This is a genomic window from Paenibacillus sp. Marseille-Q7038 (assembly GCF_965111595.1).
Genome location: NZ_CBCOOM010000001.1, coordinates 198782 through 224416, shown reverse-complemented (window position 1 = coordinate 224416; position 25635 = coordinate 198782). Strand labels below are relative to the sequence as shown.

The 25635-nt window shown below is 41.7% G+C and carries 25 protein-coding genes, 1 tRNA gene and 2 riboswitches; of the genes, 8 read left to right on the top strand and 18 right to left on the bottom strand.

Features of this window, described 5'->3' with window-relative positions; all coding sequences use genetic code 11:
- Positions 1-293: 293 nt before the first annotated feature.
- Positions 294-1187: a formyltetrahydrofolate deformylase gene (purU, locus tag ACWPWY_RS01105; protein WP_454190010.1), complete on the bottom strand. Its 894-nt coding sequence runs from the start codon at positions 1185-1187 to the stop codon at positions 294-296.
- 36 nt (positions 1188-1223) lie between these two features.
- Positions 1224-2351 carry a deoxyribonuclease IV gene (locus tag ACWPWY_RS01100; RefSeq protein ID WP_454190008.1) on the bottom strand — a complete coding sequence of 376 codons (1128 nt, stop codon included), beginning with the start codon at positions 2349-2351 and terminating at the stop codon, positions 1224-1226.
- 350 nt (positions 2352-2701) lie between these two features.
- Here ACWPWY_RS01100 and ACWPWY_RS01095 point away from each other — a divergent pair, with 350 nt between their 5' ends.
- Positions 2702-3172, top strand: coding sequence for a DUF2621 domain-containing protein (locus ACWPWY_RS01095; RefSeq protein ID WP_454190007.1), 471 nt, complete (start codon positions 2702-2704; stop codon positions 3170-3172).
- A gap of 322 nt (positions 3173-3494) precedes the next feature.
- Positions 3495-4388 carry a TIGR01777 family oxidoreductase gene (locus ACWPWY_RS01090; protein WP_454190006.1) on the top strand — a complete coding sequence of 298 codons (894 nt, stop codon included), beginning with the start codon at positions 3495-3497 and terminating at the stop codon, positions 4386-4388.
- Here ACWPWY_RS01090 and ACWPWY_RS01085 read toward each other — a convergent pair.
- The 10 genes from ACWPWY_RS01085 to ACWPWY_RS01040 are packed head-to-tail and all read right to left on the bottom strand — an operon-like array spanning position 4385 to position 15124.
- The gene (locus tag ACWPWY_RS01085) at positions 4385-6280 is read right to left on the bottom strand and encodes a DUF6382 domain-containing protein (protein WP_454190005.1); all 1896 of its coding nucleotides are present in this window, start codon (positions 6278-6280) and stop codon (positions 4385-4387) included. The genes ACWPWY_RS01090 and ACWPWY_RS01085 overlap by 4 nt on opposite strands.
- A 58-nt stretch (positions 6281-6338) precedes the next feature.
- Complete coding sequence (locus ACWPWY_RS01080; RefSeq protein WP_454190004.1) at positions 6339-6884, bottom strand: A24 family peptidase; 546 nt, start codon at positions 6882-6884, stop codon at positions 6339-6341.
- On the bottom strand, positions 6881-7882 hold the full coding sequence (locus ACWPWY_RS01075) for a TadE/TadG family type IV pilus assembly protein (protein ID WP_454190003.1): 1002 nt from the start codon (positions 7880-7882) through the stop codon (positions 6881-6883). Before ACWPWY_RS01075 ends, ACWPWY_RS01080 begins: the two co-directional genes overlap by 4 nt.
- A gap of 36 nt (positions 7883-7918) precedes the next feature.
- Complete coding sequence (locus tag ACWPWY_RS01070; RefSeq protein ID WP_454190002.1) at positions 7919-10123, bottom strand: hypothetical protein; 2205 nt, start codon at positions 10121-10123, stop codon at positions 7919-7921.
- A 25-nt stretch (positions 10124-10148) separates the two neighbouring features.
- Positions 10149-10835: a TadE family protein gene (locus ACWPWY_RS01065; protein WP_454190001.1), complete on the bottom strand. Its 687-nt coding sequence runs from the start codon at positions 10833-10835 to the stop codon at positions 10149-10151.
- The gene (locus ACWPWY_RS01060) at positions 10816-11004 is read right to left on the bottom strand and encodes a Flp1 family type IVb pilin (protein WP_454190000.1); all 189 of its coding nucleotides are present in this window, start codon (positions 11002-11004) and stop codon (positions 10816-10818) included. Before ACWPWY_RS01060 ends, ACWPWY_RS01065 begins: the two co-directional genes overlap by 20 nt.
- 12 nt (positions 11005-11016) lie before the next feature.
- Positions 11017-11889 (bottom strand): type II secretion system F family protein, encoded by an 873-nt coding sequence (locus ACWPWY_RS01055; RefSeq protein ID WP_454189999.1) that lies wholly within the window; start codon positions 11887-11889, stop codon positions 11017-11019.
- A 13-nt stretch (positions 11890-11902) separates the two neighbouring features.
- Complete coding sequence (locus ACWPWY_RS01050) at positions 11903-12706, bottom strand: type II secretion system F family protein (RefSeq protein WP_454189998.1); 804 nt, start codon at positions 12704-12706, stop codon at positions 11903-11905.
- A 13-nt stretch (positions 12707-12719) separates the two neighbouring features.
- On the bottom strand, positions 12720-13955 hold the full coding sequence (locus tag ACWPWY_RS01045; RefSeq protein ID WP_454189997.1) for a CpaF family protein: 1236 nt from the start codon (positions 13953-13955) through the stop codon (positions 12720-12722).
- On the bottom strand, positions 13952-15124 hold the full coding sequence (locus ACWPWY_RS01040) for a nucleotide-binding protein (protein ID WP_454192754.1): 1173 nt from the start codon (positions 15122-15124) through the stop codon (positions 13952-13954). Before ACWPWY_RS01040 ends, ACWPWY_RS01045 begins: the two co-directional genes overlap by 4 nt.
- Before the next feature lie 291 nt (positions 15125-15415).
- Here ACWPWY_RS01040 and ACWPWY_RS01035 point away from each other — a divergent pair, with 291 nt between their 5' ends.
- The gene (locus tag ACWPWY_RS01035) at positions 15416-16297 is read left to right on the top strand and encodes a thermonuclease family protein (protein ID WP_454189996.1); all 882 of its coding nucleotides are present in this window, start codon (positions 15416-15418) and stop codon (positions 16295-16297) included.
- A 103-nt stretch (positions 16298-16400) separates the two neighbouring features.
- Here ACWPWY_RS01035 and ACWPWY_RS01030 read toward each other — a convergent pair whose 3' ends face one another.
- The 3 genes from ACWPWY_RS01030 to ACWPWY_RS01020 form a co-directional block, all read right to left on the bottom strand.
- Positions 16401-16838: a thiol-disulfide oxidoreductase DCC family protein gene (locus ACWPWY_RS01030; RefSeq protein WP_454189995.1), complete on the bottom strand. Its 438-nt coding sequence runs from the start codon at positions 16836-16838 to the stop codon at positions 16401-16403.
- 96 nt (positions 16839-16934) lie between these two features.
- Positions 16935-17210, bottom strand: a complete 276-nt coding sequence (locus ACWPWY_RS01025) for a hypothetical protein (RefSeq protein WP_454189994.1) — start codon at positions 17208-17210, stop codon at positions 16935-16937.
- A gap of 271 nt (positions 17211-17481) precedes the next feature.
- Positions 17482-17901 carry an organic hydroperoxide resistance protein gene (locus tag ACWPWY_RS01020; protein WP_454189993.1) on the bottom strand — a complete coding sequence of 140 codons (420 nt, stop codon included), beginning with the start codon at positions 17899-17901 and terminating at the stop codon, positions 17482-17484.
- 258 nt (positions 17902-18159) lie between these two features.
- Here ACWPWY_RS01020 and ACWPWY_RS01015 point away from each other — a divergent pair, with 258 nt between their 5' ends.
- Positions 18160-19074 (top strand): serine hydrolase domain-containing protein, encoded by a 915-nt coding sequence (locus ACWPWY_RS01015; RefSeq protein WP_454189992.1) that lies wholly within the window; start codon positions 18160-18162, stop codon positions 19072-19074.
- 314 nt (positions 19075-19388) lie between these two features.
- Complete coding sequence (locus ACWPWY_RS01010) at positions 19389-20696, top strand: Nramp family divalent metal transporter (protein ID WP_454189991.1); 1308 nt, start codon at positions 19389-19391, stop codon at positions 20694-20696.
- Between the two features lie 72 nt (positions 20697-20768).
- Here the strand turns inward: ACWPWY_RS01010 and ACWPWY_RS01005 are convergent, their stop codons facing one another.
- Both ACWPWY_RS01005 and ACWPWY_RS01000 read right to left on the bottom strand, forming a co-directional pair.
- A complete protein-coding gene (locus tag ACWPWY_RS01005; protein ID WP_454189990.1) occupies positions 20769-21440 on the bottom strand; it encodes an HAD family hydrolase in 672 nt (223 codons plus the stop codon).
- A 200-nt stretch (positions 21441-21640) separates the two neighbouring features.
- Complete coding sequence (locus ACWPWY_RS01000; protein WP_454189989.1) at positions 21641-22054, bottom strand: hypothetical protein; 414 nt, start codon at positions 22052-22054, stop codon at positions 21641-21643.
- Between the two features lie 145 nt (positions 22055-22199).
- A riboswitch (cyclic di-AMP (ydaO/yuaA leader) is annotated at positions 22200-22370 on the bottom strand.
- 92 nt (positions 22371-22462) lie between these two features.
- Positions 22463-22681: riboswitch (cyclic di-AMP (ydaO/yuaA leader) on the bottom strand.
- Between the two features lie 365 nt (positions 22682-23046).
- Between ACWPWY_RS01000 and ACWPWY_RS00995 the strand changes: the two genes are divergently transcribed.
- Positions 23047-23532 carry a glutathione peroxidase gene (locus tag ACWPWY_RS00995; RefSeq protein WP_454189988.1) on the top strand — a complete coding sequence of 162 codons (486 nt, stop codon included), beginning with the start codon at positions 23047-23049 and terminating at the stop codon, positions 23530-23532.
- 56 nt (positions 23533-23588) lie between these two features.
- Here the strand turns inward: ACWPWY_RS00995 and ACWPWY_RS00990 are convergent.
- Positions 23589-23671: transfer RNA gene (locus ACWPWY_RS00990), tRNA-Leu, on the bottom strand.
- A gap of 331 nt (positions 23672-24002) precedes the next feature.
- Between ACWPWY_RS00990 and ACWPWY_RS00985 the strand changes: the two genes are divergently transcribed.
- Together ACWPWY_RS00985 and ACWPWY_RS00980 are read left to right on the top strand one after the other, a co-directional pair.
- Positions 24003-24722 carry an urease accessory protein UreF gene (locus tag ACWPWY_RS00985; RefSeq protein WP_454189987.1) on the top strand — a complete coding sequence of 240 codons (720 nt, stop codon included), beginning with the start codon at positions 24003-24005 and terminating at the stop codon, positions 24720-24722.
- Positions 24723-24954: 232 nt separating this feature from the next.
- Complete coding sequence (locus ACWPWY_RS00980) at positions 24955-25578, top strand: hypothetical protein (RefSeq protein ID WP_454189986.1); 624 nt, start codon at positions 24955-24957, stop codon at positions 25576-25578.
- Positions 25579-25635 lie beyond the last annotated feature (57 nt).

Genomic DNA, 25635 nt, shown 5'->3' with positions numbered 1-25635 from the left:
ACATAAAAAATTCATATAAGTCATCCACCAAAGTATCTCCCCTGTTAGGAAAAGCATACCTAATCGATAAAGCGGTTAGCTTGTACAAAAAAGGCGACAACTACACGTAAAATGCCATCCCTATTATATACTCTTAGACTCGTCTGGGCTCTTTAAAACATCAAATATTTTCCATTTAGATTGTGGCCACCTGGTTTATTTTACTAATTCTAATAAAAAAACTGTCCCCTAAAGTTAGCTTGGGAACAGTTTTTTGCTTACCATTTATATGAAATTATCGTTCATTATTTCTCTTAGTTAAAGACCACGGTCTTATTCTCGTGAACGAGAATTCGGTCTTCCACATGCCATTTTACAGCGCGGGCAAGGACAACACGTTCGATTGTGCGGCCAATTCTTTTTAGTTCAGGAACATCATCCCGATGACTTACACGCTCAACGTCCTGCTCAATAATCGGACCTCCATCCAGCTCTTCCGTCACATAGTGCGCGGTTGCTCCAATTAGTTTTACACCGCGGCCATAGGCTTGAGCATAAGGCTTACCACCCACAAAGGCGGGTAAGAAGGAGTGATGGATATTAATAATACGATTTCGGTAATGTTCGATAAACGTTGGCGATATAATCTGCATATAGCGAGCCAGGATAATCACATCAATGTCTTCACCAATCACTTCAAGCTGACGCTTCTCTGCCTCTTTCTTCGTATCTGGTGTAACAGGAATATGATGATACGGAATACCAAAGGATTCAACGTAATCTTTCATATCCGGGTGGTTACTCACGACAAGGCCAATCTCCGCATCCAAATCTCCCGCTTGCCACTGCCACAAAAGCTCAACGAGACAGTGATCTTCTTTGGATACAAAAATGGCAAGCTTCTTGCGTCTTGAAACATCCGAAATATACCACTCCATCTGAAACTGTTTAGCTATAGAACCAAAGTCCGCTTCCAGCTCAGGCAAGCGACTAGACAGCTGTGGAAGATCAAATTCCACCCGCATAAAGAACATGCCTCCGTCTGGATTCATCGAGTACTGATCGGATTGAATAATATTTGCCCCGTGATCGAATAGAAACTTCGAAACGGTAGCGACAATACCCGGAGCGTCTGGACAAGAAATCAGCATACGGGCACGATCTATATGTGCAGGTCTAACTTGTGTGTGTTTTGTGTGAATATCCATTGGTCGAATTTCTCCCCCTTGATTTAGATCAAAAACCTAAACTTTCACCAACGCTTCTTTACCAGCAAGCCATCCAATCAAACGATGATTTAATTGTTCTTCCGTAAGTTCAGGGAACAACGCTGCATTTACAACCATATCATACAAGCGCTCAAGCGGTTCGCGAGGATCTGCTTTTTTCGCTTTTGCATCATTTTTGAGGAGTGTCCATGTGTCCAGCACAAAACGGCGGGATTCAATATCTTCCCCTGTAAAGAAATGATGGAGTCTCTCCACATCTTCAAGGAAACCTTCTCCAAAACGTCCTGCTACATCTCCGCGTAGCAAAGCAATCTCTGCTTCATACATAGGACGCTGTGTTTTGGCATCTTTTCCGATCCATGGGGTCTCAAGGATAAATGGGCGACCTTTGAGCAGTTCATGGTGGACAACGCGGTTAATGGTGTCAAAACCAATCCAACCTGCACCAATCGGCGTATGTCTATCCTTTTTTGCTCCTGATGGATTTTTACTATCATTAATATGAACGACTCCGATTCGATCAAGGCCAACTGTACGATCGAACTGTTCAAGAACACCGTCCAGATCGCCTACGATATCGTAACCGGCATCATGAATATGGCAAGTATCCATACAAATGGTCAGACGTTCATTACGTTCCACCTTATCAATAATTCGAGCCAGTTCTTCAAAAGAACGTCCAATCTCTGTTCCTTTGCCTGCCATTGTTTCCAGTGCAATATTCACATCTGTTTCTTGAACACCGTTTAATACTTCATTTAGTCCCTCTGCAATACGCTGAATACCATAATCGGCATCTTTATCCGTAAAAGCACCGGGATGAAGCACAATATTCTTCACACCGATCGCATGCGTACGGCGAATTTCTTCCTGTAGAAAACTAACTGCAAGTTCATAAGTGTGGTCTTTGTAAGAGCCTAGATTGATGATATAAGGTGCATGCACCACAATCTCTTCAAATCCACCCTCTTGCATAGCTTTTTTACCTTCTTCAAGGTACATAGATTCCATTGGTTTACGGCGCGTATTTTGCGGAGCACCTGTATATATCATGAACGAAGAAGAACCATACGACGCCGCTTCTTCTGTTGCTGTCAGTAAACCCTTGCCCGAAAAGGATACGTGGGAACCGATTTTTAGCATCTTTTATCCCCCTAGTTTTTAGAATGTAAAGTTTATTGTAACTTGATTATGAAAGCCAAGCAATACGATACTCGTAGGTAACACGCATCTCTCATCTTACCTTCATCTTTGTCTCTGCTATTCATAGAAACAAATAGAATTGGAGTGAGAATCTTATCCGTTAACTATCGAAATATATTCATATCTACGTTATAATTCAATAAAAGGATAAATTTAGAAAACGTATACCTCATTAAGAATTCATTCACAGCATCGTTTCCTTTTAAACAGAGCTATTACAGATACTTATTTATAAACTTTATCATTTAATTTAGTGATTCTTATTTTACTCTATCCCTGAGGTGATTGATATGGATCTAATCCTGATTAACAGTAAGCTTAGTTCGGCTATGCCTAGCAACTGGTTTATGAACTCTCTTGTATTTTGGGGATTTATCATGCTAGGAAGTATGATAATCGGCGGTTTTTTTATGTTTCGGAAATTCTTAAAGGTCCTTCCTAAAGCCGATGGTAAATCCAAGCTGGATTGGCAGAATCACTGGGTCGAAGCAAGTCGTCATCTCTGGACAGACGAGGCAAAAAGTTTCTTAGACGAGCTGGTTCAGCCTGTCCCTGGCCCTTTTCGTGATATTGCCAAGCATTCCATAGCTGCCGAGATTGGTAAGATTGCACTTCAGAATCGCGCGAAAGAAGTAACGAGAGATCACTGTATTAAAGGATATATTGTGGCTACACCAAAAAGAGACAATCGCTTCCTCGTTACCTTTCTTGACAAGAAACAGATTGACTATAAGCCTTACAAACATCTATTAAACAAATAGACGTATTACAGCAGCCTATGTCTATTCGCAGCATTAAGCATTTCTATGTATTTTATGTAATCATCAAGCGCATGAAGTAGAAGTCTTCTTACTATAGTAATAGTATAGAAGGCTTTTTTACGCTCATCATAAAGATATTTTAGTGTTACTATGCTAGAAGCTCCTCGGGCAACCTTAGCCATTTGGCATAGAAACTGGAATTTATAATGAATTTGGCGCAAAGAAGAGTGTAAACAGACCACAATCGTGTAATAAACTAATAGAGCTGTGAAATGGGCTGTCATTTTATACGTTGGTCAAAAGAGAGGGGCGAGATCATTATATGAAGCTTGCGATTTGCGGAGGTACAGGTTTTATAGGGAGTCATCTCTCTGAGTATTGGACAAAGCAAGGACATGAAGTCATTATTGTGACAAGAAAAGCAAAAGATCCTCATCCAGAATCCATCAAATATGTGACTTGGGATGAATTGAGCAGCAATCCCTATCCTCTGGAGTCACTGGATGCTGTCGTTAATCTGGCTGGTGAATCGCTTAATCAGCGGTGGACAAAGGAGACAAAGTTAAAGATAAGACAATCTCGCCTGGATTCGGTACACCGATTAGGAGATATTCTAGATCGACTCACGAATAAACCGAAAGTAGTCATTCAATCCTCAGCTGTAGGAATCTATGGCACCTCTCGAAAGGACACCTATAATGAATACTCTGAGGTAGCGAGCATCGATTTTCTATCTGATGTCTGTGTACATTGGGAAAATGCAGCCCTGCAAAAATTTAATAATACAAGGTTAGTCCTTATCAGAACAGGCGTAGTTTTGGGCAGTAAGGGAGCCTACCCTCTCATGCAGTTACCTTATAAATTAGGGGTAGGCGGGCCTATTGGTGATGGAGAACAGTGGGTTTCATGGATACATATGAACGACATGGTGAAGCTGATCGATTATGCTGTGCGAACTCCTGATCTGAGCGGCCCTGTGAATGCCACTTCTCCGCACCCAGTTACGAATGGAGATTTCGGAAAGACCATTGGAAAAGTTCTGCATCGTCCTCACTGGTTTCCAGTGCCTTCTTTTATATTCAAAGCAATGCTTGGCGAAATGTCCATTCTCATTTTGGAAGGTCAGAAAGCAGTCCCTGACAAAGCACAGGAATGTGGGTTCCAATTCAATTACCCACGCCTGGATGACGCGATTCGTCAGCTAAAAAACAGCTAAACATAACGGAAAGTATATTTTGACTCTGCAATGATAAAGAAATCGCCTTCTTCCAAGGGATATTGTTTATAAGGTATCATCGGCTCATCAAGCAGAAGTGTACCGTTCATCGAATTTAGATCTTTAATATAATATTGATCTTTGGACTTACTGATTTCTACATGTGCTCGGGATGTCCCCTTCCCTTTCTCTACGAATTGAGCTACTTCCTGTGAGCGGCCAATAATAAAACTTCCTGTACCTAACTCCATTTGTTCAAGTGCAGCTTGGGGTGCTTGCCGTTCCAATATCCCCTTTTTAAGGGTCAACACAGCTGCCTGTCTAGGATGACTTGAAACTGGCTCTGAATCATCAAGAAGTACCGTAGCTTGGACATGAGATGAATTTAACATCTGCGTGCTATGACGCAAAGACTCATAGTAATTAGCTGTTGTCTCATGCTCTTCATTGTCCAGTGATTTTGGCACAATAAAAGAGAAGGTAGAATCTGACGTTGAGGTTGTTGAGGTTGTTTGTTTTAAGGGATTGTTAGTTTCATTATCAGATTCCTCTAGCTTAGATGGTGAGTTCCAGCGCCACGGTTCTGCACCTTCTATGTTTTTATTTCCACCACCGAAAATCCCCCTTTTCCCAGGAAAATCACTCTCATCTTTCTGCTGAAATAAAGAGAAAGGGGAAGGTTGCTCATCGTCTGTGAATTCGTTGTTGTAGCAATCATTTTCTTGTTTTCTCTTGCTGTTCAAAGAAATTTTACCCAACCCAGCAAACTTTCCTGTAGATAGAATATAAGCAGTTGCAGCTAGTACTATGGTTAAAACTAAACACACCGTAAACCTAATAGTCGTTGGTTCATCCATATAAAGAAATCTCCATAACACAGAGGCAAGGAGCATCCCGCCCAGCCAGTAATAAATAGGTTTTTCAGGTTTTTTAGTCTCTTTCTCTTCCGCTTCCTCAGAGTCATGTTCACTCGATTCAAGGGTATCTTTCATAGAAAAAATAGGGTGCGGAATAGAGCCCAAAGCTAGATCAGGTTTATACTCATCCACCCGTTCAAATGGAGAACGACCGAGTGGGCTATGTGGAACAGACGAACGTAAGCTCTCGTTTGATTGATTAGACAACACCGGTGCCTGTTTGGGTTTGGGTTTGGGTGTATGTGTAGGTCTTTGAAGTCTCTGTAAATCAGGAATCACATCATTTAGTTCGTTAATGGGAGACCGAGATTTTCCCTGAAGTTGATGATCTTTAGGAGACGGAATAGATACGCCATGTGCACTATTTGTTTTTGCAGATGACTTACTTCCTACACCTATCTCATACATAAGGAGTTCATTCAATAATTCCTGCAAGCTGTTAAGCTGAAAATCCCCGTCACTACATAACTGCAAAATTCTTTGAATTCCCGTGCCTTCGAGCGCTTTGACATAAGGCATCATTCTGCTCATCATCTGAGATACTTGAATAGGTATAGGCTCTGCTTCCTTTTCTACTGAAGCTGGTATATAGCATAAATGTACTTTTGCTTCCTCAAGGGTATCGGTTGTAAAGATATAATCCTCATGCAATACATACCTTTGTTCATCTAGCATATACTGCGGACAAGCAAGTAATGTCTGAGTGATCTGCAGCAGTAATTGAAAAAGGCCCGTTAAAGATAATTTCTCATGTCTTGCTGTCTGAGAAAGCATTTTTTTACCCGTTATATCATAATGAAACGTAATTTCTTGATTGATCTCTTTCATAGACATTGCTAGATGACCCGAAATAACATTAGACATAAGCATTTGCAGCTGTACCTCACTCAGTTCACTGCGAACAAATCCGCCTGTTTTCTCAATCGTCATCATTGCTTTACCGTTATGTATAAAATCTCGTTTCAAGCTAATCATAACGTCTCTCCTTTAGACACATTACTGTTCTGTTCTCCGTGTATAATAAGACATTTTTTTATAATACATATATTCCGCATGCGCTAATAAACCCCGGCAATACAGCAATCATAAAAGGAAACCGAAATCCTTCCTTCAGCGGGCTGTAACTATGCACTGAATTCATTAACCCCGTATCCGGAATCACTCGGCCAATAATATATAGAATGAGCTTACCCAATCGTTGAACCAGTTGTTTTTTCCATAGTAAAATAATCAAACCAATTACGCCTGCAATGAGAATGGAGTATACCATCGCTTGAACTGTAAACAAGACTCCGGTCCATGCCCCAATTCCACCAAAAATTTTGACATCCCCCGCTCCCACAGCCCCAGCGAGATAAAGCACAAACATAATTCCAAACCCAGTACCAAATCCGCTGATACTTCCAAGCAAACCTTGAAATCCACCTATACATAAATGTACGATCAGCCCGCTAATGATAGCGGACAAGGATAGCAAATTAGGTATTCGCATGGATCTGACATCTGTAATAAATGCAGCGACCACAAAAATTCCACACCCATAATAAACAAGTTCCATTACATTCACTTCTTCCTTCATGACTTTGAAGCAACCTCAAACATCACTTCTAACCTAGCTCCATCACTTGTTTCAATGACAAAAGGCCAAGTTCCTGCTGTCGTTCTTGTGCCGACAAACCACGTCCACTCCACATAACCATTCTCATCGGCCGTAGCCCATCCTACATGTTTGGCGGTGCTTTCTCCTGTTTTATAAAATACCGACAAATTTGCAGAAGCACCCGGCGTAATCTTTGCTCTGATGGTAGCTTGTCTTGCAATATAGGCAGGTTCCGGTTTGGATAACAACGCTACATTTCCCTTCGCAGCAGTGGTTCCATCTCCTTCTGTGCCTCCTTCATTTGTAGCCCCAATCCAGATTCGCTCTTTGCTGCTGGCCTGAATTCGAATGCTTTTCTTTGTAAAAGGAACTTTGAGCGGCAATTCATAAGTTAGCTCTAGTCCGAAGTAAGGGTTTGTTTTTTCTTTCAGGTTGGGTAAGTCGATGCCATTAACATGAATCCGGTCATATTCAAGCACGGTATTCTCGATGACCGGAGAGATGAGCGGCTTAATTACCGGGTCCAGAATGGCTTCTGAAACTGAACTTTGCAGATGCTGCAGCGGTGCTTCTCCGCTTGCAGCTGCCATAGAAGCCCACTCACCAATCGGTTCGGGCAGAGCAGAAGCATATTTCGCAACTAAATCAGTCAATGACAATTCAGGTATCGGAAAAACCCCTCCCTCCCCCGTTCCTGGGATGTCCAAGCCATCTAATCCTGAATCTATTGAGCTTGCCGCATCAACTGCAAGTACTACAGGATACATATGTGCAGAGATTTTTTTCGCTGTTTCTGAGGCAGCAGTTTGCAGGGCCGTCACAAATAACGTCATCTGAACAAAATAAATAAGAAATACGATGAAAAAGAGAAAAATGGGCATGACAAGAGAAGCATCAAGTACTATACTCCCTTTGTCCGACCTCAGACTGCCACCTATCTTTCTACTTCTTTTTATCCGTTTCTTCTGAATTTTCATAATTTTATTAGCCCCTATTAATATGAACTGGATAATCTAGTAGGAGTAATCCGACTGAATCGTGATATAAACACTTCCATCCTCTACACGATCAGCGCTTCCCGATATGGCCCCTAACATGTTGGTTATTCCAGGTAAGAACCATAATTTCATCCTCATTCCTGTCTGGCCTGAAGCATAGGTATATGATTTCGTCAGATCTATATCCGTGTTCAAACGAATCAATGCCATCATTCGGGACATTTTCTTCTCGTTATTACTGTGCGCAAGCAAGAAAAATCGTAAATGGTCACGGTAGGTTACCGATATCTGCTTGGCATATTTGGACAATTCTACTTTTCCGTCATCAGCAAGCGAATTCATATCAGCAAGTGCATGTTCGAGCCCATACAGAATCGCTTTTGAAAGAATAAGCAATGGATTTCCAAGCTTACTGCTCTCAACAAGTCCCTCCATCGTTCTAATCGCAAGCCTTATTGAAAACACTTCGCCATAGGCCGCTGTAATATTTCCATAAGGATTATGAAACCCATAAATGATATACTCCAGTTCTTGACTTTCCGGCAGAAAAAACGATTCCGGTTCCATCGTACTCGTGTTTGTCTTGCTGCCCGATAACATCGATAGATCTACTGATGAAAAATAATGCATTGCATATTCGTTCTGAAACAACTCATCACCCAGCACATCAATAAACGCTGACATACCTCCAAACATTTGATCCATGTTCGTCATCGCATCTCCGCCCGCATCATAGGGGTCGTCAGACATTTCTGTGCTAACTGATTCTTCACTACTCGTCTGGTTAAAGGAAATACTTTCATTAAAATAAGTTTTTAGTTCATCAAACTGTTTTGTACTTTCTTCTAGTCCCGCCGTGGCCACTAATAATTTTATTTTATTTTGGACTTCTTTTAATTTCTGCTGAGACTGCTCGTCCACTTTTTGTCTTTCTTTGTCAGCTGCTCTATAATCATCGATCTGCTCTGCAGACTGATCTATCACATTACTGCTGCTAGATTTAACATAGCTGTCCATATATCGCTGTATTTCCATGTTCGCGGTAAGAACTTCATTTCTTTTATGATAGGTATCACCGCCTGTTAGATTGCGAAGCGAATTTTCAGCGGTCTTTACTTTTTGCTGTGCATTTGTGAAATCAGTTAATTGTTGATTCTGACTGTTTGTGAAATCCGCGAACTCCGTATCTTTACGCACCAGTTCTTCTGTCTTCTTACGTAATTCAGCCCCACTTACATTCCCAGATGATGATACTCCCTTGCCTGGTGTGTTTGCTTGTCCCACTTTGTCATAAGCCTGATTAGCGGCTCTCGCCTCTCCATCTTTAATGACCTGTTTCATCTGCTCATTCAGCTCTTTCGCCTCTTCGATCAGACCATTTGCCTCTTTAATCTTCTGCTTGTGTGTGCTTGCTGCTTCTGTTCTCGCTTTTCCGAGGCGAAGCAATACTCCTGTGAGATCCATCCGATACTCGCTAAGCTCCGTACCATATATTCTGAGGAGAGGCTCTCTTGCTTCGTCTACAGTGAATTTAGAGTAATAATCAGAGTATCGAGAGGCTCCATCCGCTAACGAGCGAATGTTTCCACCCAACGGGCTATCACTGAAGTAGCTGCTTGGAGGGTCCATAACTAGCTTTGCGACCAACTCCGCTGTTTTCGCAGCTTCTCTTCTCTTTTTGATAGCCTGCTCAAGCGATTTTTCTCGCTTGTCATATAGTTTCTGTAATTTCCGCAGAACGTCTACACTGTGAGCCGCTTGCTTTAAATCCTCTGAGAGTGGTTTAAATCTAGTTACGGCATCATATAAAAAATCAATCGGTGCTTTATATTTCATCTCTTCCTGGATCTGTTGATTAAAGTGATCATACCTGCCTAGTTCTCGATCAAATACAAGACCCGAACTATCCAGCTGCATTGGAATAATGGCAAGTCCATCCCGATGAGGAATGGGCTTTGTACTATCATTCAGCACTTTAGACATGATGAAATCTCCTTGTTCACCGCTATGCGCAAATAACCCATATCTCTGCTGAAGTTCCGGCATGTAAGAGGACATTACAGAACGAACAGCGGCATGAGATAACCTCTCTGTCTGAACTTTCATAGCTCCGATTCTTGCGTAATCTATAAATACAGCAACAAACATGAAGATGACGGCAAGGACCATTGCCAGAAAAATAGTCACAGCTCCAGACTCCGATTCCCCTTTCTTAAACAATCCGTTCCTCCCCCATATCCTAGAATTATTTCCCCGTCAGCTTTCCGAGAATTTGTGCAATTTCCGATGGATCCCCAGGCGTTCCCATACCCGAAAATCGCGCTCCATAATATCGAATCAGCTCTATATTGCGGATGAACTCATCAGGTTCAACAACAACGGATCTGCCCGAAAAATATATCTTGCGATTGGAATCAAGCAAGAAATCTACCATAGGTAAAGATATAAATTGATCTATTTTCGTTGTTATCTGCCGATTCATGAATTTATTCTCATACTCCATCGTCCCGCTGTACATTGGTGGAAGCGATGCAGCTGTCTGACTCATCTTCTGTGACGTAAGATTGTCCTCCAATACCTCGCTTGGAACAGATATAGAGGAAGCAGATTCTGCTCCAAACGTACCAAAAAGCGAACCAAGCATATGATCATCAGCCAATCTCCAGTACAACCTGTCATATTCGTCCTCTGGAAACGCTCCTGTCTTCGGTTCCTTATGACTGTTCTCCCAGCTATAAGCTGAGCGCTCCGAAGATGCAGAAGCATACTGCGATAACATCGATTTTTGATATAACAACACGCAAAAGAACATTAAAAGACATAGCGTAAACAAAATGACAGGAAACACGAGAGAAGCTTCAAGGGTGAAGCTCCCATCGTCGTTTTTTAATTTTCTTTTTAATCTGAAGAACTTATTCGAAAAATTCTTCACTTTTTGAGCCAACCTGTTTCAGCAATTTGTTAACGATCGCAGTAATTTGGTTTTTAAAAATGAGACCAATTACAATAATGACCCCAATAATCAAAATCATCTCCAGCGTACCGAGGCCATCCTCTTCCTTCCAAAAACCAATCATCTTGTTTTTAACTGTTGTTAGCATTTATATTTCCTCCTATAAATTCATCGTCATAAATGAAGGTGCTCCTACCATAATTACAATGACTAAAAAAATAACGACCATTGGAAACACGAGCTTAGATGAAGCCTGCTCCCCTTTGGTACGACTGAGTGATTTTCTCTTCTCCCACAACACTCGCGACAGCTCCCTTAGAGAGAGTACAAAATCATTGCCTCCCCGCCGAAAGTTAAGCAGCACGGTTGTTGTAAATATAGATACTTCCTGAACGCCGCATCGTTTACTAAACTGCTCAAAGGCTTGTTGAAATGAAAATCCACTGTTCCATTCTGCAATCATTTGTCTGAGTTCTATGTACAAAGGATGTTCAGAATTCTGTTTACGCTCTGTACAATGAATAATTGCCTTCTGGACGGTCTCCCCTGCGCCAACAAGCAAGACAACTTTGTTAAGGAATTCTGGCAGTTCCATTAAAATATCCTGTTCACGCAGCTTCACCTTCTCATGAAGATCCTTCAGCTGTGCAAAAGGAATAATAATGGCAAGCATGCATCCGATAGCAATTCCCATCAGTTCTCCTTTTAACCCCAGCGTCATTACCGACCCACCAATTAGCGCGAGCCAGCTGTATACAAACATCTCCGCAAGAAACAACATCATTTTCTCATGACCATGTTTAGGTCCATAGGCTCTCTGAATCGAATGCTGCACACGGTAGACAAACATCGGAAACTTTCTTACGAAGTCCAATCGTTCAATTAGACCAATAAATGGAGCATGCAGTTTACGAAACCGTAGTCCGGTCATCTCCACCTGATCCAGCTTCAGATACCTTGTTTTAGCTGTCCGATTGGCTAGAATCCACCACAAGGCAAGCAAAGCAGCCATTAAACTACAAATGATCATCATTAGTCCGCACCCCTTATACCCGAATATTCATAATACGGTTCACCCACAAGAAACAAGCAAACAAAGCGATAAGTGATACACTTGAAATGAGATATCCGGCTGGGCTATATAAAGGAGCAAGGAAATCTGGAGACGTGACACTTAGTACAAACAAAAACACAAAGGGAGAGGCAAACATCGCCTTAGACTCAAACTTTTTCTGAGAGATGGTTACTGCTATTTCTTGCTGAATATCTAGTTTCTCTCCTATGACCGATGAAGTTCTTCTTACGACTTCAACCAGATCACCGCCTGTGCGTTTACAAGTAACAAATACATCTGCGAAGTTCGTGATATCCTCCATATGAGCTCGATTCGCAAAATCCAATAAAGCTTCCTCGATCGGCTGACCATATTCCATTCGAGTACAAATGATCGTAAACTCACGAATCAGATCGTGATCTGCCTGCGGATCAAGCATTCGAAGATCCAGTACTGCTTCCCTAAATGCATTTTCTACGGACTTTCCGGCAGCAAGAGAGGAAGATAGAGAATAAAGTGCTTGCTTGAAGTGAAGACTGAGTGCCGATCGCCTCTTCTCCAGGAGGTAGAGATTATAATATTTAGGGATAAAGAATGCTGCTAAGGTTAATATGCTGCTCATTACGAAGTGATGATAGAATAAGTAACCGACACTAAAAAAAAGAATGGCACTGACCATCATACACAATGTCCTTTGCCGCGAACTTAAATGATGTACTGAATAGTCAGATAGTTTGCTGCTAGGCTCTGCCTGTGCTTGGTTCGTGTTCTGAATAACCCTCCTACTCAAATTCATCTTCATCCCCCTCCTAACTACCTTCATGAAATGGATAACGGATGCCGGCAGCCCGTAATTTGTCCACATGTACAAGCGAAGAGGAGTTCGGGACGAGTTCACCTACAATGCGACCTTCTGCTTCACCATGTTCCTGAAACTGGTATAGACGATTCAGCCTCACCTCCCCATCTTCCATTCCAACAACTTCACTGATCTCTGTAACCCGCCGCGAACGATCTCTGAGTCTTGATAGATGAACAAATATATCGATAGCCGAGCTGATCTGCTGTCTAACGACAACAATGGGCAGGTCAGCCCCGCTCAGCACCATCGTTTCTAAACGACTAACCATATCGACAATACTGTTTGCGTGTCCCGTCGAGAGACTTCCATCATGCCCCGTGTTCATCGCTTGCAACATGTCCAGGGCTTCACTCCCCCGTACCTCCCCTACAATAATTCGATTGGGTCTCATCCGAAGAGAAGAGCGGATCAAATCACGGATTGATATTTCCCCTCTGCCTTCCGTATTGGCATTTCTTGTCTCCAGCGATACAAGATTCGGCACAGTAACAATCTGCAACTCCGCTGAATCCTCTATCGTAATGATCCGCTCACTGCTAGGAACATATTGAGACAAGGCATTGAGGAAAGTGGTTTTCCCTGATCCGGTTCCGCCGCTGATAAAAATGTTGTATTTACTCTTTACGAGTTTTTGCAACAGCTGTGCAGTCTCTTCGGTTAGAGCACCGATATGAACTAGATCTTCCATACTCATTGGTTTCTCCGGGAATTTCCGTATAGTCATTGTGGGACCCTTCAGAGCAATCGGCGGCAAAACAATATTCACCCGGGACCCATCTTTCAGCCTTGCATCGACGATCGGAGAAGACTCATTAACGATGCGGTTTACTCCAGAGACAATAGACTGAATAATATCTTCGAGCCGGTCTGCGGATTCAAATGCGATGGGTAGCTGTTTAACTTCACCACGTTCTTCAATAAAAATCTCGTGATGACTATTGATCATAATCTCCGTAATATTCGGGTTATCTACCAGCGGTTGTAGCACATCAAGTCCTCTAAAGGAGTCATACAATCGTCTAATCAAGGACTGCTTTTCTCCGGAAGTCAGATGTACCAGATCTGGATGATAAAGCACCCTCCGCTCGATGTGCTCCATTAGTTCCGAATCCCCCGCAGATGAAGTGACATCGAGACCAGAACGTACCGTCTTTCTTAATTCCTTAAACCATGCTTCATTCATGCTGTATTCTCCCTGTTCATTACGCCAATAGCTTCACAAAGCTTACTCATTTCCTTCTGATAAATCGGTGAGCTTAGCAACAAATCAGGTTCCCGCATCTGTTTCCAAGAAGGGATATAAGGCAGATAATGTTCTGCATTCATTCCTTCGACTGGAAGCTCGTTTTCCATATTTCCCATATATCGATTAATGACATACCATGTTTTTCTCATCATATTCTCGTACCGCTCTGGATCAAGCTGCATATGAAACTTCATCCATTCCTTGCATTTATTCATCGTATGAATATCATCAGACAACAGCCATACCAGCAATTGAGACTCTTCCATCACCGCTTCCGAGCGTAAGTCCCATACTGAATCATGATCGGCGATAACAAAATGGTATTGACCTGACTCAGTAAGGAGACGAATCAATTCACTCGTATCCGATTTGCTCATCTGAAGCAGCTCTTTGCGATTTTTTGCCGGAAGAAAACAATCTGCTTGAATACGTTCATTCCGAATTGTATATGGTTTTAGATCGATCTTGTCCTTCTTCTCTCCACGAATGGTACTGTTTGAGTTCTTATTAGCTCTTAGCTGATACAATAATTGACTAAAGGAATCCCCGCTTGATTCGGATTGCCTGTCTATAGATGTTGTATGTAAAAATGGCCCTGTACTATCGATGGTTTCTAGGTTTAGATAAAATACTGAATAACCGGACCGCCCGAGCTGTTTAGCTAGATTGAGTGCAACGGTGGTTTTACCGCAGCCTCCAGATGCCGAATTAACCCCAATCACCCATGTTTGTTCACCCGTGAATCTACCTTTTTCTCGTCTACTCGAACTTAGCAGCACTTCTTCCCATTTTGCTAAGATGGCAGGCAAAGGCTGATACTTCCTAATTTTCGTGTGATTTTCTTCAGGGACAGGCTGCTCTGTAAATAGAAGAATAGGTACCTTATTTGAAAAAGGACTGGAATTCCATTTCTCTATAAATGGCTCTTCTACTACTACTAAGTTTGGCAAAAAGGAAGAACTTAGTTCCTCTATGTATCTAGACATAGCCTCCGGCTGCGAAAAAGCAGTCACCTGAAATACAGCTGAATACGAACTTCCCTGAATGAAATCTAGCAGCGACTCAACATATTCCAAACTGCTGCTTGCAAGTAGCACTCTATTCATCAATCATCATACCTTTCCCCTTCCACAGCAAAAAAAAGCACCGCCCATTATCGCAAAATTCTCTGCGATATATGGACGGTGCTTCCGTCACGTGCTGATTAAGTTAACGCTAGATTAGCATAATTTCCCACAACCATCAAGAACAAATTTCTATTTCCTTATACCTCATTTATAAAAAGCGAAGAATACAATGTAAGTTTAGCAAACGTTCGTTCCCTTTCTTTTGCGGATATAGTACACTTAGAGAGGTCCACGCATACATACTATACATCTTAGAATGGAGTGTTTTTCATGTCTTTTTTGAGACGGTGGATGATTCCACTTGTCCTGAGTATTACTGTTCTTACGGCTGGTTGCGGTGAGATTCAGTTAGGAGATTCTATCACCGATACGAATACAGGTAGTACACCAAATACAGGTGCTTCTACTGGTACATCAAGTACGGATAACGCATCAAATCAAGCAACCGCGGATTATAAATATCCAAGAGTGCCGGTCACTCTCGACCGTGCAGTGGACGGAGATACCTTGAAAGTGATGTACGAAGGTAAGAGCCAATCTGTTCGCTTGCTGCTCATAGACACACCCGAGACATCCCATCCAAAACTCGGTGTACAACCACTTGGTCAAGAAGCAAAGCAATATACGAAACAAGTATTAGAAAAGGCAAAGAAAATCGAACTTGAATTTGATATCGGTCCCAATCGGGATAAATACTCTCGTCTGCTTGCCTACGTCTATGTGGATGGTGTAATGCTCCAAGAATCACTGCTCAAGAAGGGTTATGCAAGGGTCGCTTACATCTATCCGCCGAACGTTCGTTATGTGGATCAATTTGAAGCCATTCAGAGCAAAAGCAAAAAACAAGCGCTAGGTATTTGGAAATATGAGAACTATGCACAAGAAGATGGATTTCACCCTAGTGAGTATCAACAAGACAGCGGTAATACGAGTTCAAACCAGTCTACCAGTGGAACCTCATCTTCTAATGGAAATAACACTTCTTCTACTCCGCCTAACAATACCTGTACCATTAAAGGGAATATCAATGCTAAGGGAGAGAAGATTTACCACACCACTGCGTCTCGTAATTACAAATCAACCCAACCAGAGGCTTGGTTTTGTACAGAAGCGGAAGCAGTAGCTGCCGGTTATAGAGCCCCTAAAAATTAAAAAAAGGCAGCCAATTAGGTGACTGCCTCCACTTGTTAGATTTCACTAACAGATGGAGGTTCAGTTACTACTACTGGCTGCCTTATTTTATTTGTCTTCCTATTTATAAAAATCGTTTACGGATCTCGGGAGTAGGTAACATACAAGCATCTTCTTCATCTTTGCCAAACCAGCGGTAACGATTACGGGCAACAACGTTATATACCCGGTCTCGGATCACAGCTGGAATCATCAAGAATACGGAAGCAAGCTTATAAGGGAAGCCCAGCTTTTTTGCAATATGCAGTGCGGCCGTAGAACGCGTGTAATAGTCTCCTTTTTCAATAAGTACAAACGTATCCATCGAATGAAGAGATAATTCACCATGCTCAAGCAGTTTCTGGCCGATCTCCGATTGAAGTGAAGCAAAGTGAAAGTCCCCCTTGCCATCTCGCTGAATAATCCATTTTGTGAGTCCTTGACACAAATGACAAACCCCGTCAATCAACACAATATTAAGATTCATATATGGTTTCATATCACACTGAGATTCACTCTTCATGATTTCACCCCTTAGATCAACTTAACCACTCTAGACTATAAGTATATAGAAAAAAAGCGCCGTGATCTCACGGACGCTCATCATAACACGCTATACCTACTTGATAGCTTGTTCGATCAATTGGTCATTCATGATTTGCTCATGAATATCACCCGCAAATTTTTCCATACATTTACAGATGAAATCCTTACGACAAATCGGGCATGGAGTCTTCTGAAGACGGCTGATGCTAGTCATGTGCCATTCCGGTTTGTTGGAATAAAATACACGACAAAGCGTTCCATCATGAAGCTTCATTGTAAATTCATAAAGTCCCGATTCTTCATTGCGGCTAGCAGTTGTTAAGTCAACAATCTGGGGTCTATAAGACATGTAATCACCTGTGATTTCAAATTTATTCATGCCACGTACATATTAGTACTTAGTCATATTAAAGAATTTTAACCCTGATGTCAAATCAATATACCCCTGTATAGAAACATATTTGAATAGATCGTAAAGTCATCTACAAAAGAGGAGACCTTGGCGAACCCACCAAGGTCTCTTTTATATCTCGTGAAAGATCGTCTAATGAAACACGACTTTTCCGCAAGATCCTATTTTATATACCTGAATTAATTTCATAACTCTGAAATTGATTCACTTAAATGACGTTAAGTTCAACTGGGATGTTACCGCGTGTAGCTTTGGAATAAGGACAGAAATCATGTGCTTTCTTAGCCAAATCTTCTGCCTTCGCACGGTCAACACCTGGGATCTTCACATCAAGACGAACGGCAAGTTGGAACCCGTCATCTTTCGGATCCTTCCCGATCATTACATTACTTGTGATTTCTACATCACTTAATTTCACGCCTTCTTTACGAGCGATATTGCTCAGTGCGCTTTCGTAACATGCACCATAACCTGCTGCAAATAGTTGCTCTGGGTTAGTGGCATTTCCACCTGCACCGCCCAATTCTTTTGGAGTAGATAAGTCGTGGCGAAGTACACCATCTGATGTTTCAAAAGATCCATCTCTTCCTCCGCGTACGGTTGCGCTTGCTGTATACAATGCTTCCATCTTAATCGCTCCTTATCCTAGTAAATTTAGTATATTAACATCTTGTTCCTAGCTTGTTACGTTAGGATGTGATGTTCCTGCATATCTATTTTTAAACTTCTCACAGGAATTAAAACAAATTCGTTTAAGATTGACTTATTTACACACCTGTAATACCATTCTTTGCACAACAAGAACCCTCTGTTTTGAAATGTTTTTTCGTATGGAATGAGTTACTGATACTCCCTTGACCTAAATAAACAGGAAAGGAAGTTTGTCATGACGATTGATTTAACCAGCTTTGTTCAACAAGTGACGAACAATGAGCTAAATGTCTGCTCTGTTCGAATTCTTCAAGAGGGAAAGCCTGCTGGGGTCTGGGATGTAACAAGGGATGAGCGCCGTCTGCAGCATTCGGTCAGTAAATCTTTTACCAGCATGGCGGTGGGTCTTGCATTAGAAGAAGGAAAATTGTCACTCGAAACAAAACTCAGTGATTTCTTTTCTTACTCTACAACTCATAAATCAGCCAACCCCATGATCCCTTCTCCTGGAGAAATCACACTATATGAACTGCTGACGATGTCAACAGGACATGATAACCCTCCATTATGGGCCCATGAGCGCAATACTCTCATAGAAAAAGACTGGGCCAAGCATTATCTCTCTATACCTCTGGACCGTGCACCGGGAGAACAATTTACATACAGCAGCGGTGATACTTTTATGATATCTGCTCTCGTGCAAGCGGCAGTGGGTGAAACGGTTCGAGATTATTTGGTTCCTCGGCTATTTACTCCACTTGGGATCTATGACGTGGAATGGGATAGCTCGCCGCTTGGCGTTACACTTGGCTGTACTGGACTTAACATCAGCAATGAAGAATTGACTCGGTTCGGTCAGCTGCTATTAAACAAAGGAGAATGGAATGGGGAACAATTAATCCCGGAGTCTTGGATCACTTATGCTACCCGCAAACATATAAATACCCCTGCTGAAGGAGACTGGGGGGTTGGATATGGCTGTCAGTTCTGGATGTGTACTCACGGAGCATACCGTGCAGATGGAGCTCATGGTCAGCTGCTTGTCGTCTTACCTGATAAAGAAGCGGTAATTGCGATTAATAGCGAAGAAAATAATATCCAAGGAATTATGGATGCTGTTTGGTCTGAATTGTATCCACAATTAGGATGAACATTCCCCCTAATACCCTATCTATAGAAGATACTTTAGCAAGCAAAGATAGCATTTCTATTCTTTGCTTGTTTTTTTGTGTATTCAAAATATTAATTTACGTTTATATGTAAAAATGAACATGTACCGCATTAAATAATTTATTTTACTGGTACACAAATGTTGCACTAGACAAATAAAATTGAAGTAGTACAATATATTTTGTAAGCACTAGATATTTTCTGAAAAATATTTAAATTTTCTGTAATTTTCATTTTCAATAGAAACAGGTGACATCTTATGAGTTTTTCTAAAAAACAAAAAAACCAAATTCAATGTACTCTCTATCTGGAGCAGAATCCGGAGATGGAAGTTATACGGGTTCTCTTACGGTGCCTACAGACGCATCCTGGTTACGTAAGCTACTTGCTTTTACCGGCCCCGGCTTCCTTGTCGCGGTTGGTTACATGGACCCAGGGAACTGGGCAACAGATATTGCAGGCGGATCCCAGTTTGGTTATCGCCTGCTGTTTGTCATCGTCCTATCTAATCTCATGGCCGTTGTACTCCAGACACTCTCAGGCAAACTTGGCCTTGTTACAGGTAAAGACCTTGCACAAGCATGCCGTGAACGTTTCAGCCCCGCAGTTGTTGCAGTACTCTGGGTTCTCGCAGAATTAGCCATTGCAGCTACGGATCTTGCAGAAGTCATCGGTTCAGCCATTGCACTCAATTTATTGTTTGGAATCCCTATTTTGTATGGGGTTATAATTACAGCCGTCGATGTTCTTCTAATTCTGCTACTGCAGAATAGAGGAGTTCGGACTTTAGAAAGTATCGTCATCGTCTTAATGGGAACCATCGCAGTTTGTTTTGGGATCGATTTGTTTATGGCGCATCCCAGCAGTTCCGGTATTATGCAAGGTCTCGTTCCCGATGCCGAGGTGCTGCGTAATCCTGAAATGCTCTATATAGCAATTGGTATCCTTGGAGCAACAGTTATGCCGCATAATCTATATCTCCATTCTTCTATCGTGAAGTCACGTAAGATTGAAAATACGGTCAAAGCCAAAAAAGAAGCAATCCATTATACGACGATCGATTCGACCATCGCACTGACGATTGCCATGTTTATTAATGGCGCGATCCTCGTGGTCTCGGCAGCTGCGTTTCACCAAGCAGGGATGTTTGATGTAGCAGATATAACGGATGCATATCATCTGCTTACCCCGCTTCTGGGAACGACGATGGCCAGTATTTTATTCGGGATTGCACTGCTAGCTTCAGGGCAAAACTCAACACTTACCGGCACACTGTCCGGTCAGATTGTAATGGAAGGTTTCCTTAATATCAGATTGCCCGCATGGCTAAGACGACTGGCGACCCGGCTTATTGCCATCATCCCTGCTGTCATTGTTACGGCGATTGCAGGTGAGAAAGGCACCACCGATCTGCTAATTCTGAGCCAAGTCATTTTATCGTTACAGCTTCCTTTTGCCGTCATTCCACTTGTCATGTTTACAAGCAGCAAAAAAATGATGGGCGAATTCGTCAATAAAAAATGGCTAAGCATCTTATCTTGGACCATTGCAGGCATTATTGTTATTTTAAATGTATGTCTGCTCGCATTAACCCTTTTCTAAGCATAAAAAATAGTCTGCACAGAGTTGTTCTACTGTGCAGACTATTTTTTTAAATTCTTTTTCAATTTAGAATTATAAAAGCAGTGATATTAATTCATCTAAACTGGATATGGTATAATCCGGCGTATCACTTGCGCTTGCAGAGGGTTGGTATCTTCCATACCCTTGTAAAATTCGGATTGTTTTCATCCCGAGTAATTTAGCAGGAACAATATCGTTATCAATACGATCACCAATCATTATTGCTTCCGAAGGAGCACAGCCTGCTTTTTGCAAAGCATATTCATACAGTCTTACGTCCGGTTTAGCTAGTCCTTGTTCTGCGGAGCAGGCGATAACATCAACATAGGAACTAAGGCCATATTGCTGAAGCCGTTCAGCTGTACCTGGACTCTGATTCGCAATAATGCCAATTTGGTAATGTTCTCCGAGCTGAGCTAGAATTTTTTTAGCTTCTGGATAAGGGACTTCAAGTTCTTTACGGAATTTCAACTTAGGCCGAATATAAGCCCGATCCTCTTCCTTCGCAATCAACCGAGAGATGGCATACTGCATAGGGGAATCAATAAATGTAGAGTAACTTTCGATAAACTTCCCCCTAACATCCTCAATCGTTATTGAATAACCTCGATCTGCAGCACGCTCTACAAACTGATTCATAATATGGTCCACGGGTATCCATTCATCGACAAGCGTGTCCCCTACATCAAAAAAAAGCCACTTCACGTCAGACCACATTCCCATCTACTGCCTCAACCTTTCAAGTTACAATGATCTTCCATATAAAAAAGACCCATGATGATCATGAGTCTCACACTATGTGCATCTTATTTGACCATTATAGCAATGCAAGATTTGTTCCGCAATCATAGCAGGGATGCCCACCCTACTACATCATAGATGCAAAATAACTTTTACATTTATCATTTCAATCGAAAAACATTCTAATTAACAGCAGCTCGCTCTTCGTTCAACAAGAACCCGACTTCACCCTTGATTGTGAAAACGATATGATTCGCTCCCATCCCCCGGTATACACCGCGAGGATGATTCTGTTGAGTAATGATCGTTATCGGTTTTTGAGTCCATGGTCTGCATATTTGTAGAAAGCGACAGGTTAAATTCATGCTGTTTTCAAACAAAAATATCCGCCCTACTGTTGCATTAGGCAACGCCCATTTATGAGCAAAAGCAGTATCCATTCGGATAATATGCTGCACTCCAAGTCGTCTAACCTGTTTTTCTTCCTGTGCGCTATTCGTGAGAACAGCAAAGGATAGCTTTTTGTACATTAATAACCGAATAAAATTTCGAGCTGCTTCATTAGGTGCAGTAACCAGAATGATTTCATTATTCATTGTGTAAGCCTCCCTATGATTGAAAAGACAACAAAAAAAGAACACCATTTACATCATGAAGGCATGCCGGCGCTCTCCCACCCGAATAGGAATATAAGGAATCACGAAAATTCCTGATTACCCTCTCGGGTGCTCACGGTTCTGCTGCCTCTCCCTATATACGCTTACGAGGTTAGCTGCCGGATTCGGACAAGAGAGAGTTGCCCTATTCCCGGTCTGACGACCCGGAAATTCACCCCTTGGAATAAACAATCTTTCGAATGTTCATTCCCGTTTGGTTCCCCCGTTTTTATAAAAGATCCACCGAAAAATAAATAGATGAATCTAAAAATTCAGCGTAGAAAACAATAAAAAACCACAGAGGGTTAGCGCCCCTGCGGTCGATAAACGATCACAAGATTCATCATTCCTCTCTCAAATTATTAGCTTACGAGGTTAGCTGTCGGATTCGGACGGTGAGAGCCGCCCTTCCTTATCCACCGAATGGCAAATGCCATTCCACTTCAAAAGATTCACCCCAACAAAGTTCCTGAATCAGTTCTCACACCGATTCAATCAGCCCTGCTATCATTGGTTCCCCCGTTTTTCGTTTGAATAAATCAGACGAAAATTCAGCAAGCATAGTAATGAGAATTTCTATTGTTTTATAAAATGTAACTCGTCTTTCTTTGCGCTCAAGATTTACGATATGAATCATACACCCGAAGCGAAATGGTGTAAAGGTACTCAAAAGTTCACTTCAGCCAATATTAAGCCATAATCCCCTTAATTCACTCAAAACACGAAACAATAAAGCTTCCATTTCCTCTAATCTCTTCGTATCTCTGTATTTCACACACTTTCATTAAACCTAGAGAAGACAAGATATAAACTTCCTGCGTATTGTTTAACTTCCTATATTAATTGTTTAAAATTTAATTGTAGAAAATATTGTAAAACCCTTATCCATTCTCTTATAATGAGAAGAAAAAGACGAGGCGGTGGGTCAATCTATGTCCATATATGATTTCAATGTCAGCACCCTGAAAGGTCAAGAGCTTAACATGTCAGCTTACAAAGGTAAAGCTATGCTTATCGTTAATACCGCCAGCAAATGTGGACTATCACCACAATTCAAAGGACTGCAAGAACTCTATGACAAATTCAATCAACAGTCTTTTGAAGTGCTCGGTTTTCCAAGTAATCAATTCGCTCATCAAGAGCCAGGGACAAGCGATGACATCGCTGAATTTTGTCAGATGAATTACAGTGTCAGTTTCCCTATGTTCGAGAAAGTAAATGTGAACGGCGAGGAAGCTCATCCCCTCTTCAAATATTTAACTAGCAAGGCACCTGGTATTTTAGGATCGAAAGCGATTAAATGGAACTTCACTAAATTTCTTGTGGATCAAGAAGGTCACATTGTAAAAAGATACAGTCCACAGACGACCCCGGACAAGATTGAAGCTGATATCGCGAAGCTCTTATCACTTAAGTGATAAGAGCACAAAAAAGAGACCTTGAAGTCATGACTTCAAGGTCTCTTTTTGTTTTATGCGGTCGAGAGGACTCGAACCTCCACGGGTATACACCCACTACCCCCTCAAGGTAGCGTGTCTGCCATTCCACCACGACCGCGCAACTTGTTTATCAGCAATATTTTCGTGCCAACAAAATATATTATACACATAAACCTATGTGTTGTAAAGATGAAAATAAAAAATATTTTTTTACATGATAAAAACAAAAAACAGGCACTCAAAAATACCCACTTTACGTTAAATTGATGTTAATTTACATAACACATTATTGAAAAATAACAGATTTTTGTTGACTTTACCGGTTTTTGTATGTCAAAATAGGTATCAAATACAACGGAATCTTAATAATATCACACAAATATAACACCGTAATCAATCTCTACTCTGATCAATTTCCATTATCACGATAATTCAGGGAGGCGAACCGAATGAACCGAGGAAATAAGCTGCTCGACTACGTAAAACTGCTTGATTCCTCACTTCAAGTAGGAGGGTTTTCTCACTCCTTCGGACTTAAGTCAAAGATTGAGAAAGGAGTGATCCGTACTTCGCAGGATCTGGAGACGTTTATGCGTCTCGAACTTTACCCTAATCTCATCCGAATCGAAGGTCTCGCCATCAAGGGAACATACACCGCCTCTGCTAAGCAAGATTACTGGAGAATAGCACTTATCGATAAGATGCTTCATGTTCAGCACTTCCCTGCCGATAAACGGAATTCATCAAGAGCAACAGGAAAACGACTTATCAAGTTATCCAAAGCACTGCATCCATGGATGGACTTCTCTCCACTTGAGAAAGCCGCCGAACAGTATGGCGCTGTCATTTCCTTACCTGTCGTACATGCTTGGATTAATCACCAGCTTGGTGTCCCCCTATTAAACGCCGTATCCGGTTATCTCCACGCTGCCAAGAATGCGTGCTTCCTCCACGCTACTCAACTTCTCTCTACGGAACCAAACGAACTTGAACAACTACGCAAGACATTAGGAGATCATTTGGATCAGGAATGGAACAAAATAGATCTGTCTGATGCCTCTGTATTTCATCGCTCTCGATTCACCATACAACCCCTTATTCCTAACTTTCCTTTCAATGAAGGAGTAACAAAGGCATCCAGAGTTCCATCGAAACTCACCTCGTATTAAGAAACCCCTCTCCGTACTCATCCCCAAAACACGCCGACTATCCATTCCGGCGTGTTTTTCCTCATGTATCGTCGATATTGTCGGAAAAGAAAGACGTATGTAAGTTATTCATCATTGTTAGATGACGTAATAACGTATATAATATAATCATACTTTTCTGGAAAAACAAAGAAGAAAACTCCTTCTTTATTCTTTTTTCAAGAACGAAATATTTAATAGGGAGAGACTGCCATTGTCTGAAGCAAACCCGCTTACACTCGAAGATTCCTACAATCAATTTCGTTCTGCGACGGTAATAATTAATGAAGAAGGACATATTTCTTCATACAATCAAACATGGCTCACCAAAATTTCTGAGCTTCTCCCCTATCCTGCAGAGAGCTATCTAAAGATGGATTATTACAAGGTCCTTAGCGAAATCCCAGGAACCTGCATACATAATATACAGCTCATTATTCTTAATCTACAAAAAGTATTGGAGCGACATACAACCGGCTATACCTGCGAATTAAGCACCCTTACAGATCAAGGGTATTCATGGTTTTGGTTAGAAGCTGCCCTATACAAAACTTCTCTTCAGCCCGATTTCATCGGTCTCCTCATTTCGTATTATGACATCACCCCTTTCAAAACCATGGAAACCCATCTCAGCCATGCTTCTTCTCAGATCAAAACCCTTCGGGGTATGCTGCCCATCTGCGCTGTATGCAAACGAATTCGAGATGATGAGGATGAATGGAATCCCGTTGAGCGTTTTGTGGAAAAAAATACACACGCCGAATTTACACACGATATATGTCCTGATTGTATAAGAAGAGTGTATCCTCAGTATTCTCAATTTCTAGATGAATCCTAAACAAGCAGCTCTGCTTTGTTCACCCGAACAAGGCAGAGCTGCTTAGAGAAGCACGAT